The organism is Alcaligenes sp. 1735tsa3, assembly GCF_024134565.1.
Classification (GTDB): domain Bacteria; phylum Pseudomonadota; class Gammaproteobacteria; order Burkholderiales; family Burkholderiaceae_B; genus Alcaligenes; species Alcaligenes phenolicus.
Window position 1 is genome coordinate 615,147 of record NZ_CP099862.1, and the last position, 21,802, is coordinate 636,948.

At 56.6% G+C, this 21,802-nt stretch carries 17 protein-coding genes; 11 read left to right on the plus strand and 6 right to left on the minus strand.

Annotation, left to right across the window (positions count from 1 at the left end; translation table 11 throughout):
- Window positions 1–152: 152 nt before the first annotated feature.
- A complete protein-coding gene (locus tag NIZ92_RS02815; RefSeq protein ID WP_196784069.1) occupies window positions 153–1,028 on the plus strand; it encodes a LysR family transcriptional regulator in 876 nt (291 codons plus the stop codon).
- Window positions 1,029–1,070: 42 nt separating this feature from the next.
- On the opposite strand, the gene NIZ92_RS02820 is transcribed toward NIZ92_RS02815, so the two are convergent.
- The 3 genes from NIZ92_RS02820 to NIZ92_RS02830 all read right to left on the minus strand — a co-directional run bounded on the left by NIZ92_RS02820 (window position 1,071) and on the right by NIZ92_RS02830 (window position 4,709).
- Window positions 1,071–1,967, minus strand: coding sequence for a cation diffusion facilitator family transporter (locus NIZ92_RS02820; protein WP_035271268.1), 897 nt, complete (start codon window positions 1,965–1,967; stop codon window positions 1,071–1,073).
- A gap of 196 nt (window positions 1,968–2,163) precedes the next feature.
- Window positions 2,164–4,233, minus strand: a complete 2,070-nt coding sequence (gene metG / locus NIZ92_RS02825; protein WP_060186264.1) for a methionine--tRNA ligase — start codon at window positions 4,231–4,233, stop codon at window positions 2,164–2,166.
- Window positions 4,234–4,451: 218 nt separating this feature from the next.
- A complete protein-coding gene (locus tag NIZ92_RS02830) occupies window positions 4,452–4,709 on the minus strand; it encodes a hypothetical protein (protein ID WP_009461132.1) in 258 nt (85 codons plus the stop codon).
- A 102-nt stretch (window positions 4,710–4,811) separates the two neighbouring features.
- Between NIZ92_RS02830 and apbC the strand changes: the two genes are divergently transcribed.
- From apbC to gcvH, 7 genes are all read left to right on the plus strand, one after another.
- Window positions 4,812–5,897, plus strand: a complete 1,086-nt coding sequence (gene apbC, locus NIZ92_RS02835) for an iron-sulfur cluster carrier protein ApbC (protein WP_060186266.1) — start codon at window positions 4,812–4,814, stop codon at window positions 5,895–5,897.
- 6 nt (window positions 5,898–5,903) lie between these two features.
- Complete coding sequence (locus NIZ92_RS02840; protein WP_060186267.1) at window positions 5,904–7,682, plus strand: autotransporter assembly complex family protein; 1,779 nt, start codon at window positions 5,904–5,906, stop codon at window positions 7,680–7,682.
- Window positions 7,682–11,740 carry a translocation/assembly module TamB domain-containing protein gene (locus NIZ92_RS02845; RefSeq protein WP_254002671.1) on the plus strand — a complete coding sequence of 1,353 codons (4,059 nt, stop codon included), beginning with the start codon at window positions 7,682–7,684 and terminating at the stop codon, window positions 11,738–11,740. Before NIZ92_RS02840 ends, NIZ92_RS02845 begins: the two co-directional genes overlap by 1 nt.
- A 128-nt stretch (window positions 11,741–11,868) precedes the next feature.
- Window positions 11,869–12,432: a dCTP deaminase gene (gene dcd / locus NIZ92_RS02850; RefSeq protein WP_009461128.1), complete on the plus strand. Its 564-nt coding sequence runs from the start codon at window positions 11,869–11,871 to the stop codon at window positions 12,430–12,432.
- A gap of 9 nt (window positions 12,433–12,441) precedes the next feature.
- Complete coding sequence (locus tag NIZ92_RS02855; RefSeq protein ID WP_026485019.1) at window positions 12,442–14,715, plus strand: arginine/lysine/ornithine decarboxylase; 2,274 nt, start codon at window positions 12,442–12,444, stop codon at window positions 14,713–14,715.
- A 6-nt stretch (window positions 14,716–14,721) separates the two neighbouring features.
- Window positions 14,722–15,951 (plus strand): NAD(P)/FAD-dependent oxidoreductase, encoded by a 1,230-nt coding sequence (locus NIZ92_RS02860; protein ID WP_009461126.1) that lies wholly within the window; start codon window positions 14,722–14,724, stop codon window positions 15,949–15,951.
- An 86-nt stretch (window positions 15,952–16,037) separates the two neighbouring features.
- On the plus strand, window positions 16,038–16,412 hold the full coding sequence (gene gcvH, locus NIZ92_RS02865) for a glycine cleavage system protein GcvH (RefSeq protein WP_021446974.1): 375 nt from the start codon (window positions 16,038–16,040) through the stop codon (window positions 16,410–16,412).
- Window positions 16,413–16,583: 171 nt separating this feature from the next.
- Here the strand turns inward: gcvH and NIZ92_RS02870 are convergent, their stop codons facing one another.
- Genes NIZ92_RS02870 through NIZ92_RS02880 form a run of 3 tightly spaced genes read right to left on the minus strand, consistent with a single transcriptional unit; the run spans window position 16,584 to window position 18,305 of the window.
- Window positions 16,584–17,078 carry a dihydrofolate reductase gene (locus NIZ92_RS02870; protein WP_254002672.1) on the minus strand — a complete coding sequence of 165 codons (495 nt, stop codon included), beginning with the start codon at window positions 17,076–17,078 and terminating at the stop codon, window positions 16,584–16,586.
- Window positions 17,075–17,869 (minus strand): thymidylate synthase, encoded by a 795-nt coding sequence (locus tag NIZ92_RS02875; RefSeq protein ID WP_301555097.1) that lies wholly within the window; start codon window positions 17,867–17,869, stop codon window positions 17,075–17,077. Before NIZ92_RS02875 ends, NIZ92_RS02870 begins: the two co-directional genes overlap by 4 nt.
- Window positions 17,870–17,882: 13 nt before the next feature.
- On the minus strand, window positions 17,883–18,305 hold the full coding sequence (locus NIZ92_RS02880; RefSeq protein ID WP_009461122.1) for an OsmC family protein: 423 nt from the start codon (window positions 18,303–18,305) through the stop codon (window positions 17,883–17,885).
- A gap of 593 nt (window positions 18,306–18,898) precedes the next feature.
- Here NIZ92_RS02880 and NIZ92_RS02885 point away from each other — a divergent pair.
- Genes NIZ92_RS02885 through NIZ92_RS02895 form a run of 3 tightly spaced genes read left to right on the plus strand, consistent with a single transcriptional unit; the run spans window position 18,899 to window position 21,795 of the window.
- Window positions 18,899–20,554 carry a cbb3-type cytochrome c oxidase subunit I gene (locus tag NIZ92_RS02885; RefSeq protein WP_035271261.1) on the plus strand — a complete coding sequence of 552 codons (1,656 nt, stop codon included), beginning with the start codon at window positions 18,899–18,901 and terminating at the stop codon, window positions 20,552–20,554.
- 7 nt (window positions 20,555–20,561) lie between these two features.
- On the plus strand, window positions 20,562–21,152 hold the full coding sequence (locus NIZ92_RS02890; protein ID WP_026485025.1) for a cbb3-type cytochrome c oxidase subunit II: 591 nt from the start codon (window positions 20,562–20,564) through the stop codon (window positions 21,150–21,152).
- Window positions 21,153–21,207: 55 nt separating this feature from the next.
- On the plus strand, window positions 21,208–21,795 hold the full coding sequence (locus NIZ92_RS02895) for a cytochrome c (RefSeq protein ID WP_026485026.1): 588 nt from the start codon (window positions 21,208–21,210) through the stop codon (window positions 21,793–21,795).
- Window positions 21,796–21,802 lie beyond the last annotated feature (7 nt).

Here is a 21,802-nt window from a genome sequence, read left to right on the forward strand (position 1 = left end):
TACACCTTAACGACTGCTGGTGATATTTACAAATTAAATGTATAAATCTCTAGTATTTGTTTTTTGAATAAAAGGGCGGTGGGGTGGATTGCCCTGGCGGATTTCAGAAAGGGTTTGAACATATGGATCATCAACTATCAAGCAGTCCCAGCCTGAATCGGCCTTTGTACGACCTGGACCTGCTGCTGGCCTTGTTGACGGTAGTCGATTGCGGCAGCTTCACGGCGGCCGCAACGCGTTTGCATTCCACGCAGTCCACGATCAGCCAGAAAGTGCGGCGCCTGGAGGAACTGGCCGGGCTACGTCTGCTGGACCGGGCTAGCCGGGGCGTCAGCACGACTGAAGCGGGGCAGACTCTGTTGGGTTACGCCCGTCAGATGCTGGCTTTGAACCATCAGCTGTCTGAAGCCCTGTCCGGTTCTCTGGTGACTATTTCCGTGCGTCTTGGCGTGCCTGAGGACTTTACCAATGGACAGACCATGCGGGCCTTGGCGGGCTTCAACCGTCGCTTCCCGCAGGTGCGTCTGGAAGTCAGTAGCGGCCTGAGCAGCGATCTGCTGGCCGCGTACGATCAGGGTGAGCTGGATCTGGTGCTGGTCAAGCAGCGTCACAATGCCCGTGAAGCGGTGGCGTGTCTGCCCGAGCAGACGGCCTGGGTGGATAGCGCGACTGATCCGGTCTTTCATCTGGACCCCATCCCCTTGGTGACCTTCCCGCGTCGGGGTGTGTATCGAGAGGAAATCATCAGTGCTGTCGAGTCCTTGGGACGTCGTTGGCGTATCAGCTTTACCAGTTCCAGCTTGAGCGGTATTCAGGGGGCGGTGGCAGACGGGATGGGGATCAGCTTGCTGCCGCGGCGTGCGGTGCGCGATGACCATATTGAATTGGGCCAAGCACAAGGTCTGCCCCGTATCGATGCTTTTGAACTGGCAATTTTGCATCGACCTCATGCCAATGAGATGGTGACGGCCTTGTCCCGTGTGCTGGTGGAGATGCTGGCGCCCGAGAGCGCCCGCCGTCCTGGATAGCCTGCTGTTGGGCTGGCGAGGCTCGTAGAGCTTAGGCAGGGTTTAGCGCTTGGGTGTGACCGGATCAAAGTGTGTCATGACATCCAGCACGGGCTCTTCGGCCATCACACGGTCCCGTGCGGCCACGGCAATGGCATGACCTTGTGCAATAGTCAGGGTGCTGTCCATTTCCAGATCCACTTCTACCCAGATCATGTCCCCCAGTTTGCGGGTCCGTAGCTGGTGTATGCCTTCCACACCCGGGGTCTCGCGCAAGAGCTTGGCAATGCGCTCTTCCGTTTCCTGATCGACCGCTTTATCGGTCAGGTCGTGAAATGCGCCAATAGAAAACTTCCAGCCCATGCGCAGAATCATCAAACCCACAATACTGGCGGCCAAGGGGTCGCCCAAAGGCAGACCTGCCAGGTTGGCCATCACCCCGACGCTAACGACCAGCGAGGAGGCTGCGTCGGAGCGCGCGTGCCAGGCATTGGCAACCAGCATGGTCGAGCGCAAACGCTTCGCGACACGCAACATGTAGCGAAACAGGAGTTCTTTACTACAGAGCGCGATGAAGGCAATGGCCAGGGCAATCGGGTGTACTGCTTCGATGCTGCTGGGGTCGCGCAAGGAAGACACGGCATTCCATAACATGCCCAGTCCTACGGCCAGCAAGAGGCCGCCAATGGCCAGGGTGGCCGCCGTTTCGTACCGCAAATGTCCGTAAGGGTGATCTGCGTCCGGACCTCGACGGCTATGGCGGTTGGCGATCAGCACTACAAAGTCTGACAGCAGGTCGGACAGGGAGTGGATGGCGTCAGCAATCAGGGCCTGCGAATGAGCAAACAGACCCACCACAATTTGCAGCACGCTCAAACTGATATTGACGATGACACTGACCCAGGTGGAGCGCTGTGCACCAAGGTGCCGATCCAGTTCAGAAGGGGGGATGTTTTCCATGCCAAGAGGTCCTTGCATTCAAAGCAGCAGACTGTGCATCAATACAGCAGTTTCAAGATAAAGAGTGTATCGGCTTTCCTGGGTTACGGGTCGCTGAAAGGGGCTTGGCAGGCTGTTTTGAGCCTGTTCTTTGGTATATGTAGACAAAAAAGCCTCGCTTTTTCGGCGAGGCTCTTTTGCGTATCAGGAATGCGTCTTAATTGATGCGCATACCGGGCTGGGCACCGGGGAATGGTTCCAGAATATAGATGCCTTGATCCACGGCATCATCCGCATGGCTGGCCGCCAGAACCATGCCCTCGGATACGCCGAAACGCATCTTGCGAGGAGCCAGGTTAGCGACCAGTACCGTCAGCTTGCCGATCAGATCTTCGGGCTGGTAAGCCGACTTGATGCCGGAGAACACTTGGCGCAAGCGGCCTTCGCCAGCGTCCAGGCTCAGACGCAGCAGCTTGTCCGAGCCTTCCACGGCTTCGCAACTGACGATTTTGGCAATGCGCAGGTCCACCTTGATGAAGTCCTTGATATCGATGGTGTCGGCAATGGCTTCGCCACCGGGCAACACGACGGGAGCGGGTGGCGGAGCCAGCAGCTCGTCCACCATGGCGCTGTCTACACGCTGCATCAGATGCTTGAAGGGAGCGATGTGATCAGGCAAGGCAGCCACGTCGTCCCAGACAAAGTCGCGGTCCAGACCAAACAGTTCGTGGGCCACGCGATGGGTCAGGGTGGGCAAGATGGCGGTCAGCATGACGGACAAGCCCTTGAAGCCAGCCAGGGTGCGCGAGCAAATATCTTGCAGCGCATCTTTCTGAGCTTGCTCGGCGGTCGCAATGCCTTTGGCCATGACCCAGGGCTGGGCCGTATCGAACGCCTGGTTGATGATGTCGGCCTGAGCCATGATCTGGCGCACGGCACGACCATACTCGCGGCTTTCCAAGTCGGCGCGGACTTTCTCGGCGACTTCCTTGAGCTGGTTTTGCAGTTCGGAGGTGTCGCCTTGGTAAGCCAGCTTGCCATCAAAATGCTTGCTGATGAAGTTGGCGGCACGGCTGGCGATGTTCACGTACTTGCCAATCAGGTCGCTGTTGACGCGGGCAATGAAGTCGTCAGGATTGAAATCCATGTCTTCGACGTGCGAGTTCAGCTTGGCGGCCATGTAATAGCGCATCCACTCTGCATCCATGCCCAGCTCCAGGTAGCGCAGAGGCGAAATGCCGGTGCCACGGCTCTTGGACATTTTCTCGCCGCTAACCGTGATGAAACCGTGCACGTTCAATGCATCAGGCACTTTACGGCCGGAGAACTTCAGCATGGCAGGCCAGAACAGGGCGTGGAAGTACACGATGTCCTTGCCGATGAAGTGGACCTGCTCGGTGCTGCCTTCCGGATCCAGCAAGGCATCAAAGTCCAGACCGGCCTTGGCGCAGTAGGCTTTCAAGGAGGCCAGATAGCCAACAGGCGCATCCAGCCAGACGTAGAAATATTTGCCGGGAGCGTCCGGAATCGGGATGCCGTAGTAGGGCTCGTCGCGGGAAATATCCCAGTCGTTCAGAGAGGCCTCTGCGCCTTCGCCTGTACCCAGCCATTCGCGGGTCTTGCCCAGCACTTCCGATTGCAGACGCGGCTTGCCCTGGGCGTTCTTGCCCGTGGTCCACTCTTGCAGGAAGGCTACGCAGCGCGGGTCGGACAAGCGGAAGAAAAAGTGTTCCGAGGTCTTTAACACCGGACGCGCATTGGTCAGGGTGGAGTAGGGTTCGATCAGTTCGGTAGGAGCGTAAACTGCGCTACAGACTTCGCAGCTGTCGCCGTACTGGTCCTTGGCGTGACACTTGGGGCACTCGCCCTTGATGTAACGATCGGGCAGGAACATGCCTTTGACCGGATCGTAGAACTGTTCGATGGTGCGGGTGTCAATAAAGCCGGCGCTTTTCAGCGTGCGGTAGATATCCTGGGCCAGTTCGACGTTGTCTGGCGAGTCCGTACGGTGCCAGTGGTCGAATTTGACGTTAAAGCCGTTCAGGTAGGTGGGGCGCTCGGCCGCGATCTTGTCTACCAACTGAGCGGGGGTAATGCCAGCGCTTTCTGCCTTGAGCATGATGGGCGCGCCATGGGCGTCGTCCGCACACACAAAATGCACAGTATGTCCCGACATTCGCATGGACCGAACCCAGATGTCGGCCTGGATATATTCCATGATGTGGCCGATGTGAAACGAGCCGTTGGCATACGGCAGGGCGGTCGTAACAAATATCGTTCGTGACATGACTTAACAAAATAAAAGAGAAAGGGAACAAGGATTCTACGGTCTATTGCACACTTGTGCTGCGCCAGACCGAGGAATGTCCACGGGCAAAGTGCTGATCGGCAATTGCGAATGATACAAATGCACACACCCTGAGCCTTTGACGACTCAGGGTGTTCGGGGGCAGTGCCTAATCAGCGTTGCTGCTCGCCAAAGGCTTGGCGAACAGTCAAGAACTGTTAAGGAATCTCGCGCATCTCGATGTCGGTGACATCACGCGAACGTGGTGTGGTCGACTGTTTGCTGGCAGCGGCAGGGCGGCGGCGCTGGTCCCAGTAGGCTTTAACGCCGAAAGGACGGCCACTAATACGCGCCACAATGTATAAAATGCCGATCGCAATAGCGGTAGAAACCATGAAGATAAACGCCATGATTGCACCGAAAATTGTCAGCAAGACAAAGAGGGCTGTGCGGATAATCTGGTTAAATGTGTTCATAGGGTTAGTATGACATCATAAGTGTAAAAAAATTCCTCTTGAACCGCTAATTTTCTGGTTTAAAGGTATGGTGATGTTTCTTTATATCAAGGTTTTGGATAAATGACAGTGAGTTCCGAGCGCGTGTTGCAAGCCCTGGCGAGTGTGACCGATCCCAACACGTTAAAGAAGTTATCGGTCGATGCGGGTCGATGCGAGCTGAGCATTGACCAGAACCAGGTTGAGCTGACTTTGCACCTGCCCTATACGGCTTATGACATTCAGGGACAGCTGCGCGAACGTATCGAGCAAGCCTTGGCAGGCGTGGGTGCCACCCTGTCCAAGCTGCATTTGAATCCCCGCATTGGCGTGCATGCTGTGCAGGAAGGGTTGCGACCCATGCCCAATATCCGCAACATTATTGCGGTGTCCTCGGGCAAAGGCGGTGTGGGTAAAAGTACAACGTCGGTGAACCTGGCTTTGGCCTTGCATATGCAAGGTGCGCGTGTTGGTTTGCTGGATGCGGATATTTATGGCCCTAGCGTGCCCACCATGCTGGGCCTGCACGAGCGCCCGCGCAGTGCAGACGGCAAGATGATGGAGCCGCTGATCGGTCACGGTCTGCAAGCTAACTCGATTGGTTTCCTGCTGGACGAAGACGCTCCCGCAATCTGGCGCGGCCCGATGGCAACCCAGGCGTTGACACAGCTGCTTACACAAACGCGTTGGGATGATCTGGACTACCTGATTATCGATATGCCTCCCGGCACTGGCGATATCGCCTTGACCTTGTCGCAGAAAGTGCCTTTGACGGGTGCGGTAATTGTGACCACCCCTCAGGATCTGGCGCTGATCGACGCCAAGCGTGGCTTGAACATGTTCCAGAAGGTGAATGTGCCTGTTCTGGGTATTGTGGAAAACATGTCGGTCCATATCTGCTCGAACTGTGGTCATGCTGACCCGGTCTTCGGTCAGCATGGTGGTCGCGATATGGCCAGCCAGTTCAACGTGCCTTGGCTGGGTGCCTTGCCGTTGGCAATGAGCATTCGGGCTCAGACCGACTCCGGTACCCCGACGGTGATTGCCAGCGCAGACAGTCCCGAGGCCCGCCTGTATCACGAGATTGCCAATCGCGTTTCGGCTAACTTGTCGCAACTTCCTCCAGACACGTCGGGGCAGCGCCCCAAGGTTGTTCCTCGTCCTCTTTGAGTACGTATGCGCAAATCCGGCTTTTGCCTGTTGTTTTCGATAGTCCTGAGCCCTGCAGTATGGGCTCAGTCTTCCGTTCCCGATGTCATTATTGATCCGGGGGGAGTGCCCCCTCAGGCGCTGAAAGAAATTCAGCGCGCGGTCAGTGCTATTACACGTTTGGCGGAAGACCAGGACTTGGGAGAGGTCTCGCGTCTGCGGCGCCGGGCTCACGATGCGACCGTCTCCGCCTTGCAGACTCAGGGTTATTTTGATTCTGTAGTCACGCTGGAGGTGGGCGAGGATTCCAGCGGTGAGTATTGGGACATCATTATTCAGCCGGGCGAAATCACGCGTGTACGAGACATTGCCCTGGACTTCAAAGGCAAGATTCAGGAGCCGGAATACCAGGTGCGTCTGGAAGGGATCAAAGCCAGCTTTCCTTTGAAAGTGGACGATCCCTTTTTGAATTCGGTCTGGTCCTCCGCCAAATCGGATCTGCTGGAAAGCGTACAGCGCCAGGACTTTTACTACGCTCGTTACATAGACACGCGGGCGACCGTATTGGCCGATGAAGGCGTGGCCGACCTTTCCCTGAAAGTGGATAGCGGGCCGAGGGTTCGCATGGGGCCGCTGGAAACCACTGGCCTGAAGCGAGTTCCCCAGTCTCTGGTAGACCGCTATGTGCGCTATACCCCCGGTGATCCTTACGATCAGGACAAGCTGGACGAGTGGCAGCAATCTTTGGCTGCCACCACTTTTTTCCGGGGTGCCTTTGTCACCCTGGATGAAGAAGCCGGCAAAAAGAAAGAGCTTCCAGATGGTGATGTAGAACTGCCTGTACGTGTACGGGTTACAGAAGCGCCATCCAGGCAGTTCACCGGCTCTTTGGGTTTTGACAGCGACCACGGCGCGCGTGTTGAGGCCTTGTATCGAAAGAATATTGTGTTTGGCCTGCCGATCTGGACCGAGGCCGGTATTGGCGTGGATAAAAAACGTCAGCGGGCCTTTTATGACATTCACTTGCCGCCCACCATTAGCGGCTACAAGAACAGTTTTGGTGTCTTGTACGATCGCTCCGACATTGAAGGTTTGGACACGGAGCGGGCGGCCCTGGGCTGGAAGCTGCGCCAGGAACGACAGGCAGCGGGCAATAGCCGCGTGGAATATGAAACCGAATGGGGCTTACTGGGCGCCTGGGACAAGACCAAGATTTCCGGTCTGCCCACCCGTGAAACACCTTCTGCCATTGCAACCTGGCAATGGCTGCGTCGGGACGTAGACAAGAAGTACGATCCGCGCGAAGGCAATCTGATTGATTTCGGCGTAGGTGCCGGTGTCACGCTGGACAAGGGCGAGACCTTTTACCGCAGTAATTTGCGATTGCAGCAGTGGTGGCCAGTTGGGGAGCGGGATATTTTGTCCCTGCGGGGTGAAATTGGTAAGGTTTGGCGCATGACGGACCGCACACCGCCTGACTTCGGTTATCGCACCGGGGGCGCTCGCAGTGTCCGTGGCTACAAGTATCAAAGCATTGGCCTTCGACAAGGCGACGCCGTGGTGGGGGCGCCAGCCATGGCCGTAGCCAGCGTGGAATACACGCACTTTTTCACCAGCATGTATGGCATGCGCGCTTTTGTTGACGTGGGTGACGCTGCACCCAGCTTTGGTGATATGGATTTAGCCTGGGGCTACGGTTTGGGTGCGGTGGTGCGCACCCCTGCTGGCCCTTTCAATCTTGATCTGGCCTATGGTCAGCGAGACAAACGCGTACGTTTGAGCTTTTCTTTGGGAATCGCATTTTAATGGCTTGGGTTCGGCGCTGGTTCCGATATTTCGCGTTGTGGGGCATTCCCTTTGTGGTGATTGCCCTGCTGCTTGTTTGCGGCTTTGTGTATTGGGTGCTGGCCAGTCAGGCCGGTACAAGCTGGGCCTTGCGCACGGCTTTGCCCTATGCGCAGGGCAGCGCCCAAGGCGTGCGCGGAACCATTTGGGATGGCTTGAGTATCGACCACCTGGTGCTGGGCTTGCCGGACACCCATGTGGATATCGAGCGTTTGCGCTTGCAGGCCAACTGGAAAGAACTGTGGGAACGCCGCCTGCACGTGGTAGAGCTTAGTGCTCAGAAAGTGGATGTGGCCTTGACCTCCTCGGACGAGCCCAAGTCCGAGGAGCCCTTCACAATGCCCGAGCTGCCTATCAGTATTGCCGTGGACAAGCTGGCTTTGGGGCAGTTCTTGTTAACGCAGGATGGTACGCCCTTGCCGGTCGCGATTGCGGATTTGTCTTCGGCACTGGCGTTGGATTCCGACAGCGCGCAGCTTCGACTGTACGATTTGATGGTGGCTAATGAGTCCATCCGCGCTGGTTTTCAGGGTGAGGTGGAACTGGCGGGACTGCAAGCGCCTTACCCGGCACGAGCCGATATTCAAATCATTGCTCGCGGTTTGACGGCCGATTCGCCTATTTGTGCGAAACAGTATTTGTCTGCTTATGCAGAGCCGTCGAAATCCGGCAAACCTGCCGAGAAGGCAGTAGTCGATCGGTCCAAAAAAACAGCCACGGTTGAAACGGCCAAGACCAGTGCCAAGGCTGCAATAACACAGCAAGGTCAAGCTGAGGCCAGCGCCCCGAGTCATGCAACTCCTGCCAGCCAGCCAGTCGATCAGCCCGTAGACGCCCATGGTGTCGCCGGAGTCATCAGCTCCGAGCCCGAGGGTAGTACGGGTCTTGGCGATGAAGAACGTATCCAGGAACCAGTTGCTGTTCCTGAGCCCGAGCCTTTGCCCGATTGTGTGGTCAACGCTCAAATCACCTTGAATGGCTCTCTGGAACAAGCCACCTTGCTGCTTAACGGTCAGGGCCAGGGCTATAGCCTGGACGCCAGCGCAGAATTGAGCCCGCTGGATTCCGTGCCAGTGCGTCAGGCCAAGGTGGCGGTGAAACTGCCGGACGAGTCCTCGCTGGATGCAGACTTCGCCTGGGATGCCACGCAGGAAGGTGTGCACGTTCAAGATCATTTCAAAGGTCAGTTCCGCAGCGACAAGCTGGATCTGCATGCCTTGCTGGGCGATGTGCTGCCCGACGCTCTGATCAATACCCAAGGCCAGTTCGATGTGGTCTTGGCGGATAAAGAACAATTGCTCTCCGCGGATGTGGATGTGCAGCTTTTGCAGGGCAGTCGCTGGAACAAGCAGGCCGCTATCGGGCAGATCAAGGCAAAAGCGTCGGCTCCGGCTCAGCCGGGCCAAGCGGATTGGTGGCGTTTGCTGTCGGTTTCGGATGTGCTCACCGATATGAAGATCGGGGATAACCAGGTTCAGTTGAAAGGTGGTTTTGGCATGTCTGGCAAGGCCGAGCTGGATTTGCTGGCGAAGATGCCTCGTGCCGAACAATTGTGGCCTGGCCTGGAGTTGGGCAAGGCGTCGGCAGAAGGGCAGTTGCGTGGCGATATTGCTCATCACACCCTGCAGTTGAAGGGCCAGTACGACTTGGGCGGCAAGGCCAAGGGGCAGTTGGGCCAAGGCATGGCCGAGGCCGATCTGGCACTGGAAGGTGGCTGGCATTTTGCCGATCAGGGCAAGGCCGCGTATTGGGATGGCAAGGTAAACCGTTTGGTGGCCGACCATGCCGGTTTGATCGTGCGTTTGCAGTCGGCACTGCCTGTGCGTTTTACCGATGCTCTGCGGGCGCCGGAGCCTCCTGTTCAAGTTGCCACAGCAGAGGCCAAGGGCCAATCCAAGGTTGAAGGTGATGTAGCAGGCCAGGGGGCCGCCAAGGAAGAAGGAGCGGCTCAGGCCGGTATAAATCCTGAAACGAAGGGCAGCCCCGATACTAAGCCTGCTGCTGCGGCCAATGCTGCTCCGTCTGCTTCATCGGCAGCAGAACAAGCGAAGGCACAGGCTGGCGTTCCCGAAAACGCAGCCGATAAAACAGCAAACGCTCCCAAGGCACCTGAGCCTTTGGCTCCCTGGTCAGTGCGAGTTGGTGCCGGTACGTTGAGTACCACAGTTGATGGCGAGCCCTGGATCAATCTGCGTCATCAGGAATCCACTTACCAGCCTGGACAATGGGCCAGCCGTGGTGAGTTGTTGGATCTGGTGCTGTCCGAGCCTCGCATCGCGCGCTTGCTGCGTAAAGTCGGCGTAGAAGAAAACGCTGACAAGGCCAAGGGTGGCGTCAAGATTGCCAAGAACAAGAAAACCCAGCCGCCCGAAATTGATATCAAAGCGCGCTGGGACCTGAAATTTAATGGCGCCTTGTCCGGCCAGGTGCGCGTCGACCGCGTGGCGGGGGATGTACAGGTTTTTGCTGAGCCGCCCATGTCCCTGGGGCTGGAAGATCTGAGTATCGTCATCAATGCGAAACCTACCTCGGCCACGACCAGCCGTCTGGATGCCCAGATGGATGTGCGTACCAAGGAAATGGGTTACGTCACAGCCAAGGCCCAGACTCCCCTTCACGGGCTGGCCTTGAATGAGAACGATCGCAAAACGGTCAGCATACAAGCCAATATTGATGACTTGAGCTGGACGCGCCTGTTCCTGGGCGATGCCATGGAGCTGGGCGGTCGCTTGAATGCAGACGTGAATATTGATGTGGGTGCGAAATGGGCCTGGACCAGTCGTGGCACGGTAAGGGGCCGCGAGTTGCGTTTCACACGTCTGGATGACGGCATCCGTCTAATTGACGGTCAGTTGGATGCCCGTTTCGATGGTGACATTTTCCGCCTGGAGTCCTTGACGTTCCCGGCTCGCCCACGAGTAGAGCCGCAGGAATGGCGTACCGCAACCTGGCTGAAAGAGAGCCCGGACGCCAAGGATGGCAAGCTGACTGTGTCGGGGCAGTGGAACCTGAGCACTCAGCAAGGGGCCTTTGACGTGGATATTTTCCGCTTCCCGATTCTGCAGCGCTCCGATCGTTACGCCATGATGTCCGGCAATATCAATCTGGACATGGAACTGCCGCGTATTGCCATTACCGGCAAGGTTGTTGCTGATGCGGGTTGGTTCAACCTGGACATGTTGGGTGGTATTCCCACTGTTGATAGCGATGTGGTGATTGTGCGGGCAGGCGACGAACCGGCTTCCGAGCCTTCCCAGGCTGCAACCGACATGAGCATGGAAATTGATGTGGATCTGGGGCCGCGTTTTTACCTGACGGGTTACGGCGTGAACTCCGGTCTGGTTGGCAGCCTGAGGGTCACCATGATCGGCGGCAAGTTGACCGGCATGGGTGCCTTGCGCACTCGTGGCGGGCGAATTGAGCTCTATGGTCAGAAGTTGCTGCTCAAGCGCGGAACCGTGACCTTCCAGGGTGACATTACCTCGCCTATTCTGGACATCGAAGCCTTGCGTACCGGTCAGGCAGTAGAGGCAGGTGTTAAGGTAGCCGGTACGGCTCGCAAGCCCAGAATTGATTTGGTGTCCTACCCGGAAGTCAGCGAAGTTGAAAAACTGTCCTGGCTCCTGCTGGGCCACGGGCCGGATGATTCTGGTGGTGACATGGCCTTGCTGCTCAGTGTCGGGACGTCCTTCCTGGGCGATGGCGAGCCCTTCTACCGCAAGTTCGGGATTGATGAAGTGGCCATGCGCTCGGGCGACCTGGGCAGTGCCGGTAGCATTTTGCCGGTGGAAAGTGTGGTCAAATCCCTGAACAGCGGCACCAGCAACGAAGAGCGCAAGTTTATTGCGATCACCAAGGCACTGACGGCGGATATTTCCGTTAGCCTGGAGCAGGCCATGGCCGATACCGGAACGGTGGGTCGAGCCAGCTACCGCCTGGCACGAGGCCTGACGGCTGAGGTCAGCGCCGGTACGGTAAACGGTCTGGCCCTGATTTACCGCTGGTTCTCGAAGGATTGATGCGGGCTTGCCCGGCGCAAAGCGGGCAGAGAATTGTGGCGCAAATGACATATTTGCGCCGCAATTGGCTTGTGTGTGTATCTAAACGATAAAATAACCGGTTACTGATTTAAGGCGGCTAATTTCTTATGAGTATCAAAAGCGACCGTTGGATTCGGCGGGCTGCTGCCCAGGGCATGATCGAGCCTTTCGAGCCAGGCCAAGTGCGCAATGTAGACGGACAACGTATCGTCAGCTACGGCACCAGCAGCTATGGCTACGATGTGCGTTGTGCCAACGAATTCAAAATTTTCACCAACATCAACTCGACCATCGTGGACCCCAAGGCTTTCGATGAGAAATCCTTTGTGGATTTTGTCGGTGATGTGTGCATTATTCCGCCCAATTCTTTCGCGCTGGCCCGCACGGTTGAGTACTTCCGTATTCCTCGCAGTGTGTTGACCATGTGTCTGGGCAAGAGCACCTATGCCCGTTGCGGCATCATCGTGAACGTGACTCCGCTGGAACCCGAGTGGGAAGGCCACGTCACCCTGGAGTTTTCCAATACCACCCCGCTGCCAGCCAAGATTTACGCCGGTGAAGGGTGCGCACAGATGTTGTTCTTTGAAAGCGATGAAGTGTGCGAAGTGTCGTACCGCGACCGCGGCGGCAAATATCAAGGTCAGCTAGGCGTTACCCTGCCTCGTACCTAGGAGTTCTGGATGAAGTTTCGTTTTCCCATCGTCATCATCGACGAAGACTACCGTTCCGAAAATACGTCGGGCCTGGGCATTCGAGCCCTGGCCTCGGCGATAGAGGCCGAAGGCGTAGAGGTTCTCGGGGTCACCAGCTATGGTGACCTTAGTTCTTTTGCGCAACAGCAAAGCCGCGCGAGCGCCTTCATTTTGTCGATTGATGATGAGGAATTCGATGTGGATTCCCCGGAGGATGTCGCCAATGCGATCAAGAACCTGCGCTCCTTTATTGGCGAGCTGCGGTTCCGCAACGAGGACATCCCCATCTATCTGTACGGCGAGACACGTACCTCGCAGCATATCCCCAACGATATTTTGCGCGAGCTGCACGGCTTCATTCACATGTTCGAGGACACGCCCGAGTTCGTGGCGCGTCACATCATCCGTGAAGCCCGCTCCTACCTGGAAAGCCTGGCGCCGCCGTTTTTCCGCGAGCTGGTCAAGTACGCTTCTGACGGTTCCTATTCCTGGCACTGCCCAGGGCATTCGGGAGGCGTAGCCTTTCTGAAAAGCCCGGTTGGCCAGATGTTTCACCAGTTTTTTGGTGAAAACATGTTGCGTGCCGACGTCTGTAATGCGGTCGATGAATTGGGCCAACTGCTGGACCACACGGGCCCGGTGGCCGAGGCCGAGCGCAATGCTGCCCGTATCTTCCATGCCGACCACTGTTTTTTCGTGACGAACGGAACGTCCACGTCCAACAAGATCGTCTGGCACGCCAATGTGGCTAATAACGACGTGGTGGTTGTGGACCGTAACTGCCACAAGTCGATTCTGCACGCCATTACCATGACGGGCGCTATCCCGGTGTTTCTGCGCCCCACGCGCAACCACCTGGGCATTATTGGCCCGATTCCGCAAGACGAGTTCCTGCCGGAAAACATTGCGCGCAAGATCGAGGCCAACCCCTTTGCCAGCAAGGCCAAGAACAAGAAGCCTCGTATTCTGACGCTGACGCAAAGCACCTATGACGGTGTGATCTACAACGTGGAAATGATCAAGGAAACCCTGGACTCCAAGATCCCCACGCTGCACTTTGATGAGGCCTGGTTGCCGCATGCGGCTTTCCACGACTTCTATCACGACATGCATGCCATTGGTGCGGACCGTCCGCGCACCAAAGACACCATGATTTACGCTACGCACTCCACGCACAAAATGCTGGCTGGCTTGTCGCAGGCTTCCCAAATTACGGTGCAGGATGCGGAAAACCGTCCCTTGGACCGCAACGTGTTCAACGAAGCCTACCTGATGCACACCAGCACCAGCCCGCAGTACGCGATTATTGCGTCCTGTGATGTGGCGGCGGCCATGATGGAGCCGCCCGGCGGTACCGCACTGGTCGAGGAAAGCATTTGCGAGGCCATGGACTTTCGTCGCGCCATGCGCAAGGTGTCCAAGGAATACGGCGAGAACGACTGGTGGTTCAAGGTTTGGGGACCAGACAATCTGCCTGAAGAAGGCATAGGCGAGCGCGACGACTGGATTCTGCGCTCCGATGCGGAGTGGCACGGCTTTGGCAAGTTGTCGACCAACTTCAACATGCTGGACCCGGTCAAAGCCACGGTAGTGACTCCTGGCCTGGATATTTCCGGCACCTTTGCTGAACAGGGTATTCCTGCCGCTCTGGTCTCCAAGTATCTGGCCGAGCACGGCGTGGTAGTCGAGAAAACCGGCCTGTACTCCTTCTTTATTCTGTTCACTATTGGCATCACCAAGGGCCGTTGGAATACCTTGTTGACCGCCTTGCAGCAGTTCAAGGACGATTACGACCGCAATCAGCCCATGTGGCGCATTTTGCCGGACTTCTGCAAGACTCAGCCTACCTACGAGCGCATGGGTTTGCGTGACCTGTGTCAGCAGATTCACCAGGCCTATCGCAAGTATGATCTGGCCCGCCTGACCACCGAGGTGTACCTGAGCGACATGATTCCCGCTCTGAAACCCTCGGACGCCTATGCCAAGATGGCGCACGGCGATATCGAGCGCGTTGGCATTGACGAACTGGAAGGCCGTGTGACGGGTGTCTTGCTGACGCCTTACCCCCCAGGCATTCCTTTGCTGATTCCTGGCGAACGCTTTAACTCGCGCATTGTGGAGTACCTGCAATTTGCGCGCGAGTTCAATGCCCGCTTCCCTGGCTTTGAGACCTATGTGCATGGACTGGCGCAGGATATCGGCCCTGATGGACTGCCACGCTACTACGTAGATTGTGTGCTTGAGTCTGAAACCAACGAGTAACCCCGCGTGATCCCTTTTTTTGATGTTGCCGTCATCGGCGCAGGTGCGGCCGGTATGATGGCTGCCAGTATCGCAGGCCAGCGTGGCCTGCGAGTGGTACTGATTGATCACGCTGAAAAGCTGGCCGAGAAAATCCGTATTTCCGGTGGAGGGCGCTGCAACTTCACGAATACGGGCACCTCGCCCGAGAATTTTCTGTCCAAGAACCCGCATTTTTGCCGTTCGGCCTTGGCGGGCTATACCCCCCAGGATTTTCTGGAGCTGGTGCGGGAGTACCGCATCGGCTTTCATGAAAAGCACAAAGGCCAGTTGTTCTGTGATGACTCCAGCGAGTCCATCATCCAGATGCTGCGTCAGGAGTGTTTGAAAGGGCAGGTGTCCTGGCGCATGCCCTGTTCGGTGCAGTCCATCGGCCGTACCGAGGATGGCTTTGTACTGCGCACCGGTCAGGGGGATTTGAATGCCTTGCAAGTGGTGATTGCCACGGGCGGCATGGCGATTCCGCAGCTGGGTTCCACGGACTATGCCTTGCGCGTGGCACGTCACTTCGGCTTGAAAGTGATTGAGCCACACCCCGCTCTAGTCCCTTTGACCTTTGACGGTCGGGATTGGAAGCCATTTTCTGCCTTGAGCGGCATGGCTTTGGAGGTGGAGGTCAGCACAGGGCAGGGCAAGCAACGTCAGGCCTTTTTGGAAGATCTGCTGTTTACGCACCGTGGCTTGTCCGGGCCGGGTATCTTGCAGATCTCCAGCTACTGGCAGTCGGGCGAGAGCATTAGTGTGGACCTGGCTCCCGGTCAGGACATCGCGCAACAATTATTGGATCTGAAGGCGGGTAACCGTCAGCAACTGGTCACTGTCTTGTCGACCTTGTGGCCGCGCCGTCTGGTCGAACAATGGCTGGATACCTCGGACTTGTTGCCCAAAGGCGTGGGACAGCAACGTCTGGCTGATCTGCCGGATCGCGTGTTGCGCACGGTGGGACAGGTGATTAATGGCTGGGAGTTGAAACCTAGTGGCACCGCAGGCTATAAAAAGGCGGAAGTGATGAGCGGTGGCGTGGATACACGCGAGCTGAATCAGAAGAGCATGGAAGCGCGTAAAGTACCTGGTCTGTACTTCATCGGTGAAGCGGTCGATGTCACCGGCTGGCTGGGCGGGTATAACTTCCAATGGGCCTGGGCGTCGGCAGCAGCGTGTGCACGCGCCTTGAAGACACAGGCAGAGCAGGGTTAAGTATGCGAGCAGGAAGGGCAGTGGGCATGGTCTGCTGCCGTTTCTGAAATCATCGGAATTGTTGGCTGGTCAGTCAGGGAGGCGATATGCAGCTGCCAGGAGATAGAAAGTACGTGGTAAGCCACGAGTGGGCCAAAGATGAAGACGGTGTTGTGCTGGTTGGCATTACCGACTTTGCTCAAGATCAGTTGGGCGACCTGGTGTTTGTGGGTGACTTCACCCCAGGGACGCGTCTGGCTGCGGGTGCTACAGCGGGTGTGGTGGAGTCGGTGAAGGCCGCCTCCGACATTTACGCGCCTGTGGCGGGCGAGCTGGTGGAGTTCAACCAGGCCCTGTCCGATGCACCGCATCTGATCAATGAAGCTCCATTTGATACCTGGATTTTCAAGCTCAAGGCTGACAATCCGGCTGATCTGCAAGGTTTGCTGGATGGCCCTGCTTATGCCGCGGTGGCTGAGTAAGTTCAGATATTGAGTTAGCAGGAATACGCCTTGGTCTTGCCTGATTTCGGCGGACTGATCGCAAAAAAGGCCTGAATCCGTGTCATCGGATTCAGGCCTTTTATTTGGTTTCGAGCCTACGCGGTTAAGCCTGCAGTGAGACGGATAGCTTGGGCCAAGTAGCCGGTTTTCTTAACTACGGCGGCGGTACGTCACGTAGTCGTAAGTGAAACCGTTTTCCTCAGGCTGAGGCAGGCGCTCCACTTCTTGCCACTCTCCGGTAGGCAGTTCGGGAAAGAACGTATCGCCATCCACATCAGCCTTGATCTCGGTTGCGATCAGTTCCTGCGCCACAGGCAGGGCCAGACGGAAAAGTTGTTCGCCACCAATCACACAAGCGGTTTCAAAGCCGGGGCAGGCTGCCAGGGCTTCGTCCAGATTGCTGAATACCTGCGCACCTTTTGCCTGGTAATCCGCATTGCGGCTGATCACCAGATTCGGGCGGCCGGGCAAGGGGCGGCCCAGAGACTCCCAGGTTTTACGGCCCATGATGATGGGCAAACCCATGGTTACGCGTTTGAAGTGCTGCAAATCGGAAGGCAGGCACCAGGGCAGGTCATTGTCCTTGCCAATGCAGCGATTGGCCGCATAGGCAACGACCAGGCGAATGAAAGGAGTGGAACTCATACGGCAACCGGCGCCTTGATGTGGGGATGAGGATCGTAGTCGGTGATTTCGAAGTCTTCGTACTCGTAATCAAACAGACTGGCAGGTTTGCGCTTGATCGTCAGCTTGGGGTAGGGGCGAGGTTCACGCGACAGTTGCAGTTCAGCCTGCTCGAAGTGGTTCGAGTACAGGTGGCAGTCGCCGCCTGTCCAGATGAAATCACCCACTTCCAGATCACATTGCTGGGCCATCATGTGGGTCAGCAAAGCGTAGCTGGCGATATTGAAGGGTACGCCCAGGAAAATGTCGGCGCTGCGCTGGTAGAGCTGGCAGGAAAGCTTGCCATCGGCCACGTAGAACTGGAACAGGGCGTGGCAAGGGGGCAGAGCCATCTGGCTGACATCGGCCACGTTCCAGGCCGAGACGATCAGGCGACGCGAATCGGGATTCTTGCGGATCTGCTCCACCAACTGGCTGATCTGGTCGATATGACGGCCATCGGGAGTAGGCCAGGAGCGCCATTGCACACCATAGACCGGACCCAGATTGCCGTTTTCATCAGCCCATTCGTCCCAGATGGACACGCCGCGCTCTTGCAGCCAGCGCACATTGGACTCGCCGCGCAGGAACCACAGCAATTCAATGAAGATGCTGCGGGTATGCAGTTTCTTGGTGGTGATCAGCGGGAAACCCTGCGACAGATCGAAGCGCATTTGGTGGCCAAATACCGAGTTCGTGCCGGTGCCGGTGCGGTCCCCTTTGGGAGTGCCTTGGGTGTAGACCAGGCGCAGCAGGTCTTCGTAGGGATACAGGGACATGGTGGCCTCAGGCTTGCTGAATGTCGACGGAATAGGTGATCTCGGCTGTTTTGCCCAGCATGGCCGAAGCGGAGCAGTACTTGTCGTGCGACAGTTGTACGGCACGCTCAACGGCGGCCTGGGGCAGGTCCTTGCCAGTGACCACAAAAGTGAAGTGAATCTTGGTAAAGACTTTGGGGTCGGTGTCGGCGCGTTCGGCCGTCAGCTTTACCTGGCAGCCGGTAATGGCGTGACGACCACGCTTGAGGATCAGCACCACGTCGTAGGCTGCGCAGCCACCGGCGCCGGTCAGCAGCATTTCCATGGGGCGTGGAGCCAGGTTATTGCCGCCACCTTCGGGTGCACCGTCCATGGCCGTCACATGACCACTGCCTGTACGGGCAACGAACAACATTCCGTCTTTGCCGCCCCAGTCGATTGTGCATTCCATATGAATTCCTTTGTTTGCAGTGCGAGCCAAGACTCGTCAGTAGATTGATAGCGGTGATTGTACTTTTTGATGAGGGCTGTGTCGCGCCTGGATGGAAACCAGGTTTAGCGTGATTTGATGCGGATTTTTGCAGCTTTATTGCTAATTGAAATGTGAAGCCCGGATGTGGGCCTGGTTACTTCTCAGGGCATGTGATGGTGGCGGATGTGGCACCCGTATAAGAAATTCCATATGGACAAATCAGAGCAGAACCATGCTCTTTGTAAGATTTAGACTGGTTTTGTTGTTTGTCCTAGGATAAACTGCTGTGCGGTACACGGCATTTTGAAACAGATATGTCACAGGGGTTTACCCTCGCCTATAATGGCTGTCGCCCGTATACCAAAAAATGTCGTGCTCGTATTTGTTCTGTCTCAATAAACCTTGCTTTCAATGGGGGCTTTATTCGGACGTCACAAGCGGGTGTTTTAACATGACGGCTCTCGCGACCTAGGCAGTCGCAGATTTTTTGCGTCCATGCTCTTTTGATCTGCGACGCGTCAAGGTGCCGCCGAGCTGCTTGGCAGCTTCACATTAACCAGGCCTGGATCATTGTGAATACCGTTTCAATACTGCTACTAGCTTTCATATTGTCCGTTACAGGACTCTTTGTTTTCATCTGGTCGTTACGCCGTAACTTCTTTGACCACAGTCCCGCTGCTTCGCGAGAGATCTTCTCCAAAGGCGAAATCGGGCAGGTAGATGACCCCTCCGCCACCCCTGAGCAACGTCAGGCACTTCAAGAAGAAATGGGCCGCAAGGCAATTTCGGCTGAAGATCGTCAGGCGCTGAGCCTTGAATTGGCAGAACGCGTGGAAGCCGACCGCTCCTCCGCCAAGGTCACTTTCATTTTGCTGGCCTGTTCGGTCTTCTGGCTGATCTTTGCCTCGACGGCAGGTTTGATCAGCTCGATCAAGCTGCACGATCCCGAATTTCTGACGCAACACGCCTGGATGACCTTTGGTCGCATGCGTACGTTGCACCTGAACGGTGTGGCTTACGGCTGGGCTCCAATGGCCGCGTTCGGCGTTGCCATGTGGATGCTGCCTCGTTTGCTCAAGACTCCCCTGATCGGTGCGCGTTATGCCATCACGGGCGGGATCTTGTGGAACATTGGCCTGGCTATCGGCCTGACATGTATCGCGATGGGTATCACCGACGGTATGGAATGGCTGGAAATGCCTTGGCAGGTTGATATCCTGATGGTTATCGGTGGTGCCCTGGCTGCCTTGCCTTTGGTCTTCACCTTGCAAAACCGTCGTGCTCACCACCTGTATGTGTCGGTGTGGTACATGGGCGCAGCCCTGTTCTGGTTCCCCATCCTGTTCCTGGTCGGTAACCTGCCTGCCGTGCACGTGGGTGTTGAACAGGCAACCATGAACTGGTGGTTTGGCCACAACGTGCTGGGTCTGTTCTACACCCCGATGGCTCTGGCTTCGGTGTATTACTTCCTGCCCAAGATCATCGGTCAGCCTATCAGCTCCTACAACCTGTCTCTGGTGGGTTTCTGGGGTCTGGCATTTTTCTACGGTCAGGTTGGTGGTCACCACCTGGTTGGCGGTCCTGTGCCGCAGTGGATGGTTACCCTGTCCATCGTGCAAAGCATGATGATGATCATCCCCGTGCTGGCTTTCTCGATCAACCAGCACTACACCATGAAGGGTCACTTCCGTACCCTGATTCACTCGCCCACCCTGCGCTTTATCGTGCTGGGCGGCATGATGTACACCGTCAGCTCCATTCAAGGTTCTTTTGAAGCGCTGCGCAGCATCAACACGATTACCCACTTCACGCACTTCACGGTTGCCCACGCCCACATCGGCTTGTACGGCTTCTTTACCATCGTGATGTTCGGTGCCATCTACTACGTGATGCCACGCGTGCTGTCCTGGGAGTGGCCTTACCCCAAACTGATCTCCCTGCACTTCTGGCTGGTTGTGATTGGTTTCTCCATCTACGCTATTGGTCTGAGCATTGGCGGTTGGCTGCAAGGTCTGGCCATGCTTGATCCTGCCAAAGCCTTCATGGAATCGGTGTTTGTCACGATGCCTTACCTGAAGTCGCGCTCGATTGGTGGTGGTTTGATGACTCTGGGTCACCTTGTGTTTGCCTTCCACTTTGTGGCAATGGCTTTGCGCTATGGCAGCCGTCGTATTGGTCCAGCCCTGTTTCACCAGCGCTCGGCAACTCGCAATGTAGTGGAGGCATGATTTAGTCATGGAAAGCGAATACAAACTATTGGGCGGCGCCATGGTGACGCTCGCCCTGGCCACATCGGCTCTGGTCGTTGTCCCTTACCTGCAAGTTAAAAAGGTGGAGCCTTCTCCAGGCCTGAAGCCTTACACGGAAGTGCAACTGCGCGGCCGTCAGCAATACATTGATATGGGCTGTGTCTACTGTCACTCGCAGCAGCCACGCAGCCAGAACCAGGCTCCTGACTTCCAGCGTGGCTGGGGTCGTGCCTCGGTAGCAGGCGACTACTTCTACGACACACCTCACCTGCTCGGCACCATGCGTACTGGTCCAGACTTGCTCAATATTGGTGCTCGTCAGCCTAGCGTGGACTGGCACCTGGGTCACTTGTATCAGCCTCGTGCTTATACCCCTGGCAGCAATATGCCTTCTTACCCCTTCATGTTCGAGCTCAAGGACAAGGCAGAGGAAGGCGACAAGGTTGTCAACTTGCCAGGTGATTTCGCACCAGAAGGCAAGGTGGTTGTGGCCAAGCAAGAGGCCCTGGACCTGGTTGAATACCTGTTGGCGCTGGATCGTACGTATCCCGTAGCGCCAGCCAGCGTTATCAAATAAACAGGCATTGCTGAGCTAGCGCGCCCCGCAAGGCGGGGCGCCTCGGAGAATTAGAATGAGCGACAATCGTAAATATGAAGCACAGCTGCGTGAGCATTCCGATCCGGAAGAAAACGCAGCACCGATCCCTTGGGTGGTTCTGCTGATCATTGCAGGTCTGTTCCTGTGGGGCATCTACTATATTTTCAGCAGTGACCTGAGCCATGACGCAACCGTGGGCGACAACCGTATCGTTGCCGACTTCGAATTGCCAGAAGGCGCGGTAGATGGTCAGCAGCTGTTCGTAGCCCAATGTGCCGCCTGTCACCAGGCAACGGGTGCCGGTGTTCCAGGCGTGTTCCCTCCGCTGGTGGGTTCCGAATGGGTACTGCGCAAGCCTGAAGTTTTGGTCCAGATCATGCTGCACGGTATTACGGGTGAGATCACGGTCAAGGGGAATAAGTACAATGGTGCGATGCCCGAGTTCCGCGAGAAGTTCAATGACGAGGAAATGACGGCCGTTGTTAATTACCTGCGTACAGAATTGGGTGGCAATAGCGCCGATCCTGTGGACGTGGCCTTTGTCAAAGCCGAACGTGAAAAAACAGCTGATAAAACCGATCATTGGAATGGGGACGCTGATCTGGCTCCCATGGAAGAGTAAGACTGAA

Bases quoted from the DNA above. Each gene is read 5' to 3' on its own strand.
- apbC (WP_060186266.1), top strand. From the start codon at position 4,812: ATGACAGTGAGTTCCGAGCGCGTGTTGCAAGCCCTGGCGAGTGTGACC.
- NIZ92_RS02895 (WP_026485026.1), top strand. From the start codon at position 21,208: ATGAGCGACAATCGTAAATATGAAGCACAGCTGCGTGAGCATTCCGAT.
- gcvH (WP_021446974.1), top strand. From the start codon at position 16,038: ATGCAGCTGCCAGGAGATAGAAAGTACGTGGTAAGCCACGAGTGGGCC.
- NIZ92_RS02855 (WP_026485019.1), top strand. From the start codon at position 12,442: ATGAAGTTTCGTTTTCCCATCGTCATCATCGACGAAGACTACCGTTCC.
- NIZ92_RS02840 (WP_060186267.1), top strand. From the start codon at position 5,904: ATGCGCAAATCCGGCTTTTGCCTGTTGTTTTCGATAGTCCTGAGCCCT.
- NIZ92_RS02890 (WP_026485025.1), top strand. From the start codon at position 20,562: ATGGAAAGCGAATACAAACTATTGGGCGGCGCCATGGTGACGCTCGCC.
- NIZ92_RS02845 (WP_254002671.1), top strand. From the start codon at position 7,682: ATGGCTTGGGTTCGGCGCTGGTTCCGATATTTCGCGTTGTGGGGCATT.
- NIZ92_RS02870 (WP_254002672.1), bottom strand. From the start codon at position 17,078: ATGAGTTCCACTCCTTTCATTCGCCTGGTCGTTGCCTATGCGGCCAAT.
- metG (WP_060186264.1), bottom strand. From the start codon at position 4,233: ATGTCACGAACGATATTTGTTACGACCGCCCTGCCGTATGCCAACGGC.
- NIZ92_RS02830 (WP_009461132.1), bottom strand. From the start codon at position 4,709: ATGAACACATTTAACCAGATTATCCGCACAGCCCTCTTTGTCTTGCTG.
- dcd (WP_009461128.1), top strand. From the start codon at position 11,869: ATGAGTATCAAAAGCGACCGTTGGATTCGGCGGGCTGCTGCCCAGGGC.
- NIZ92_RS02880 (WP_009461122.1), bottom strand. From the start codon at position 18,305: ATGGAATGCACAATCGACTGGGGCGGCAAAGACGGAATGTTGTTCGTT.
- NIZ92_RS02820 (WP_035271268.1), bottom strand. From the start codon at position 1,967: ATGGAAAACATCCCCCCTTCTGAACTGGATCGGCACCTTGGTGCACAG.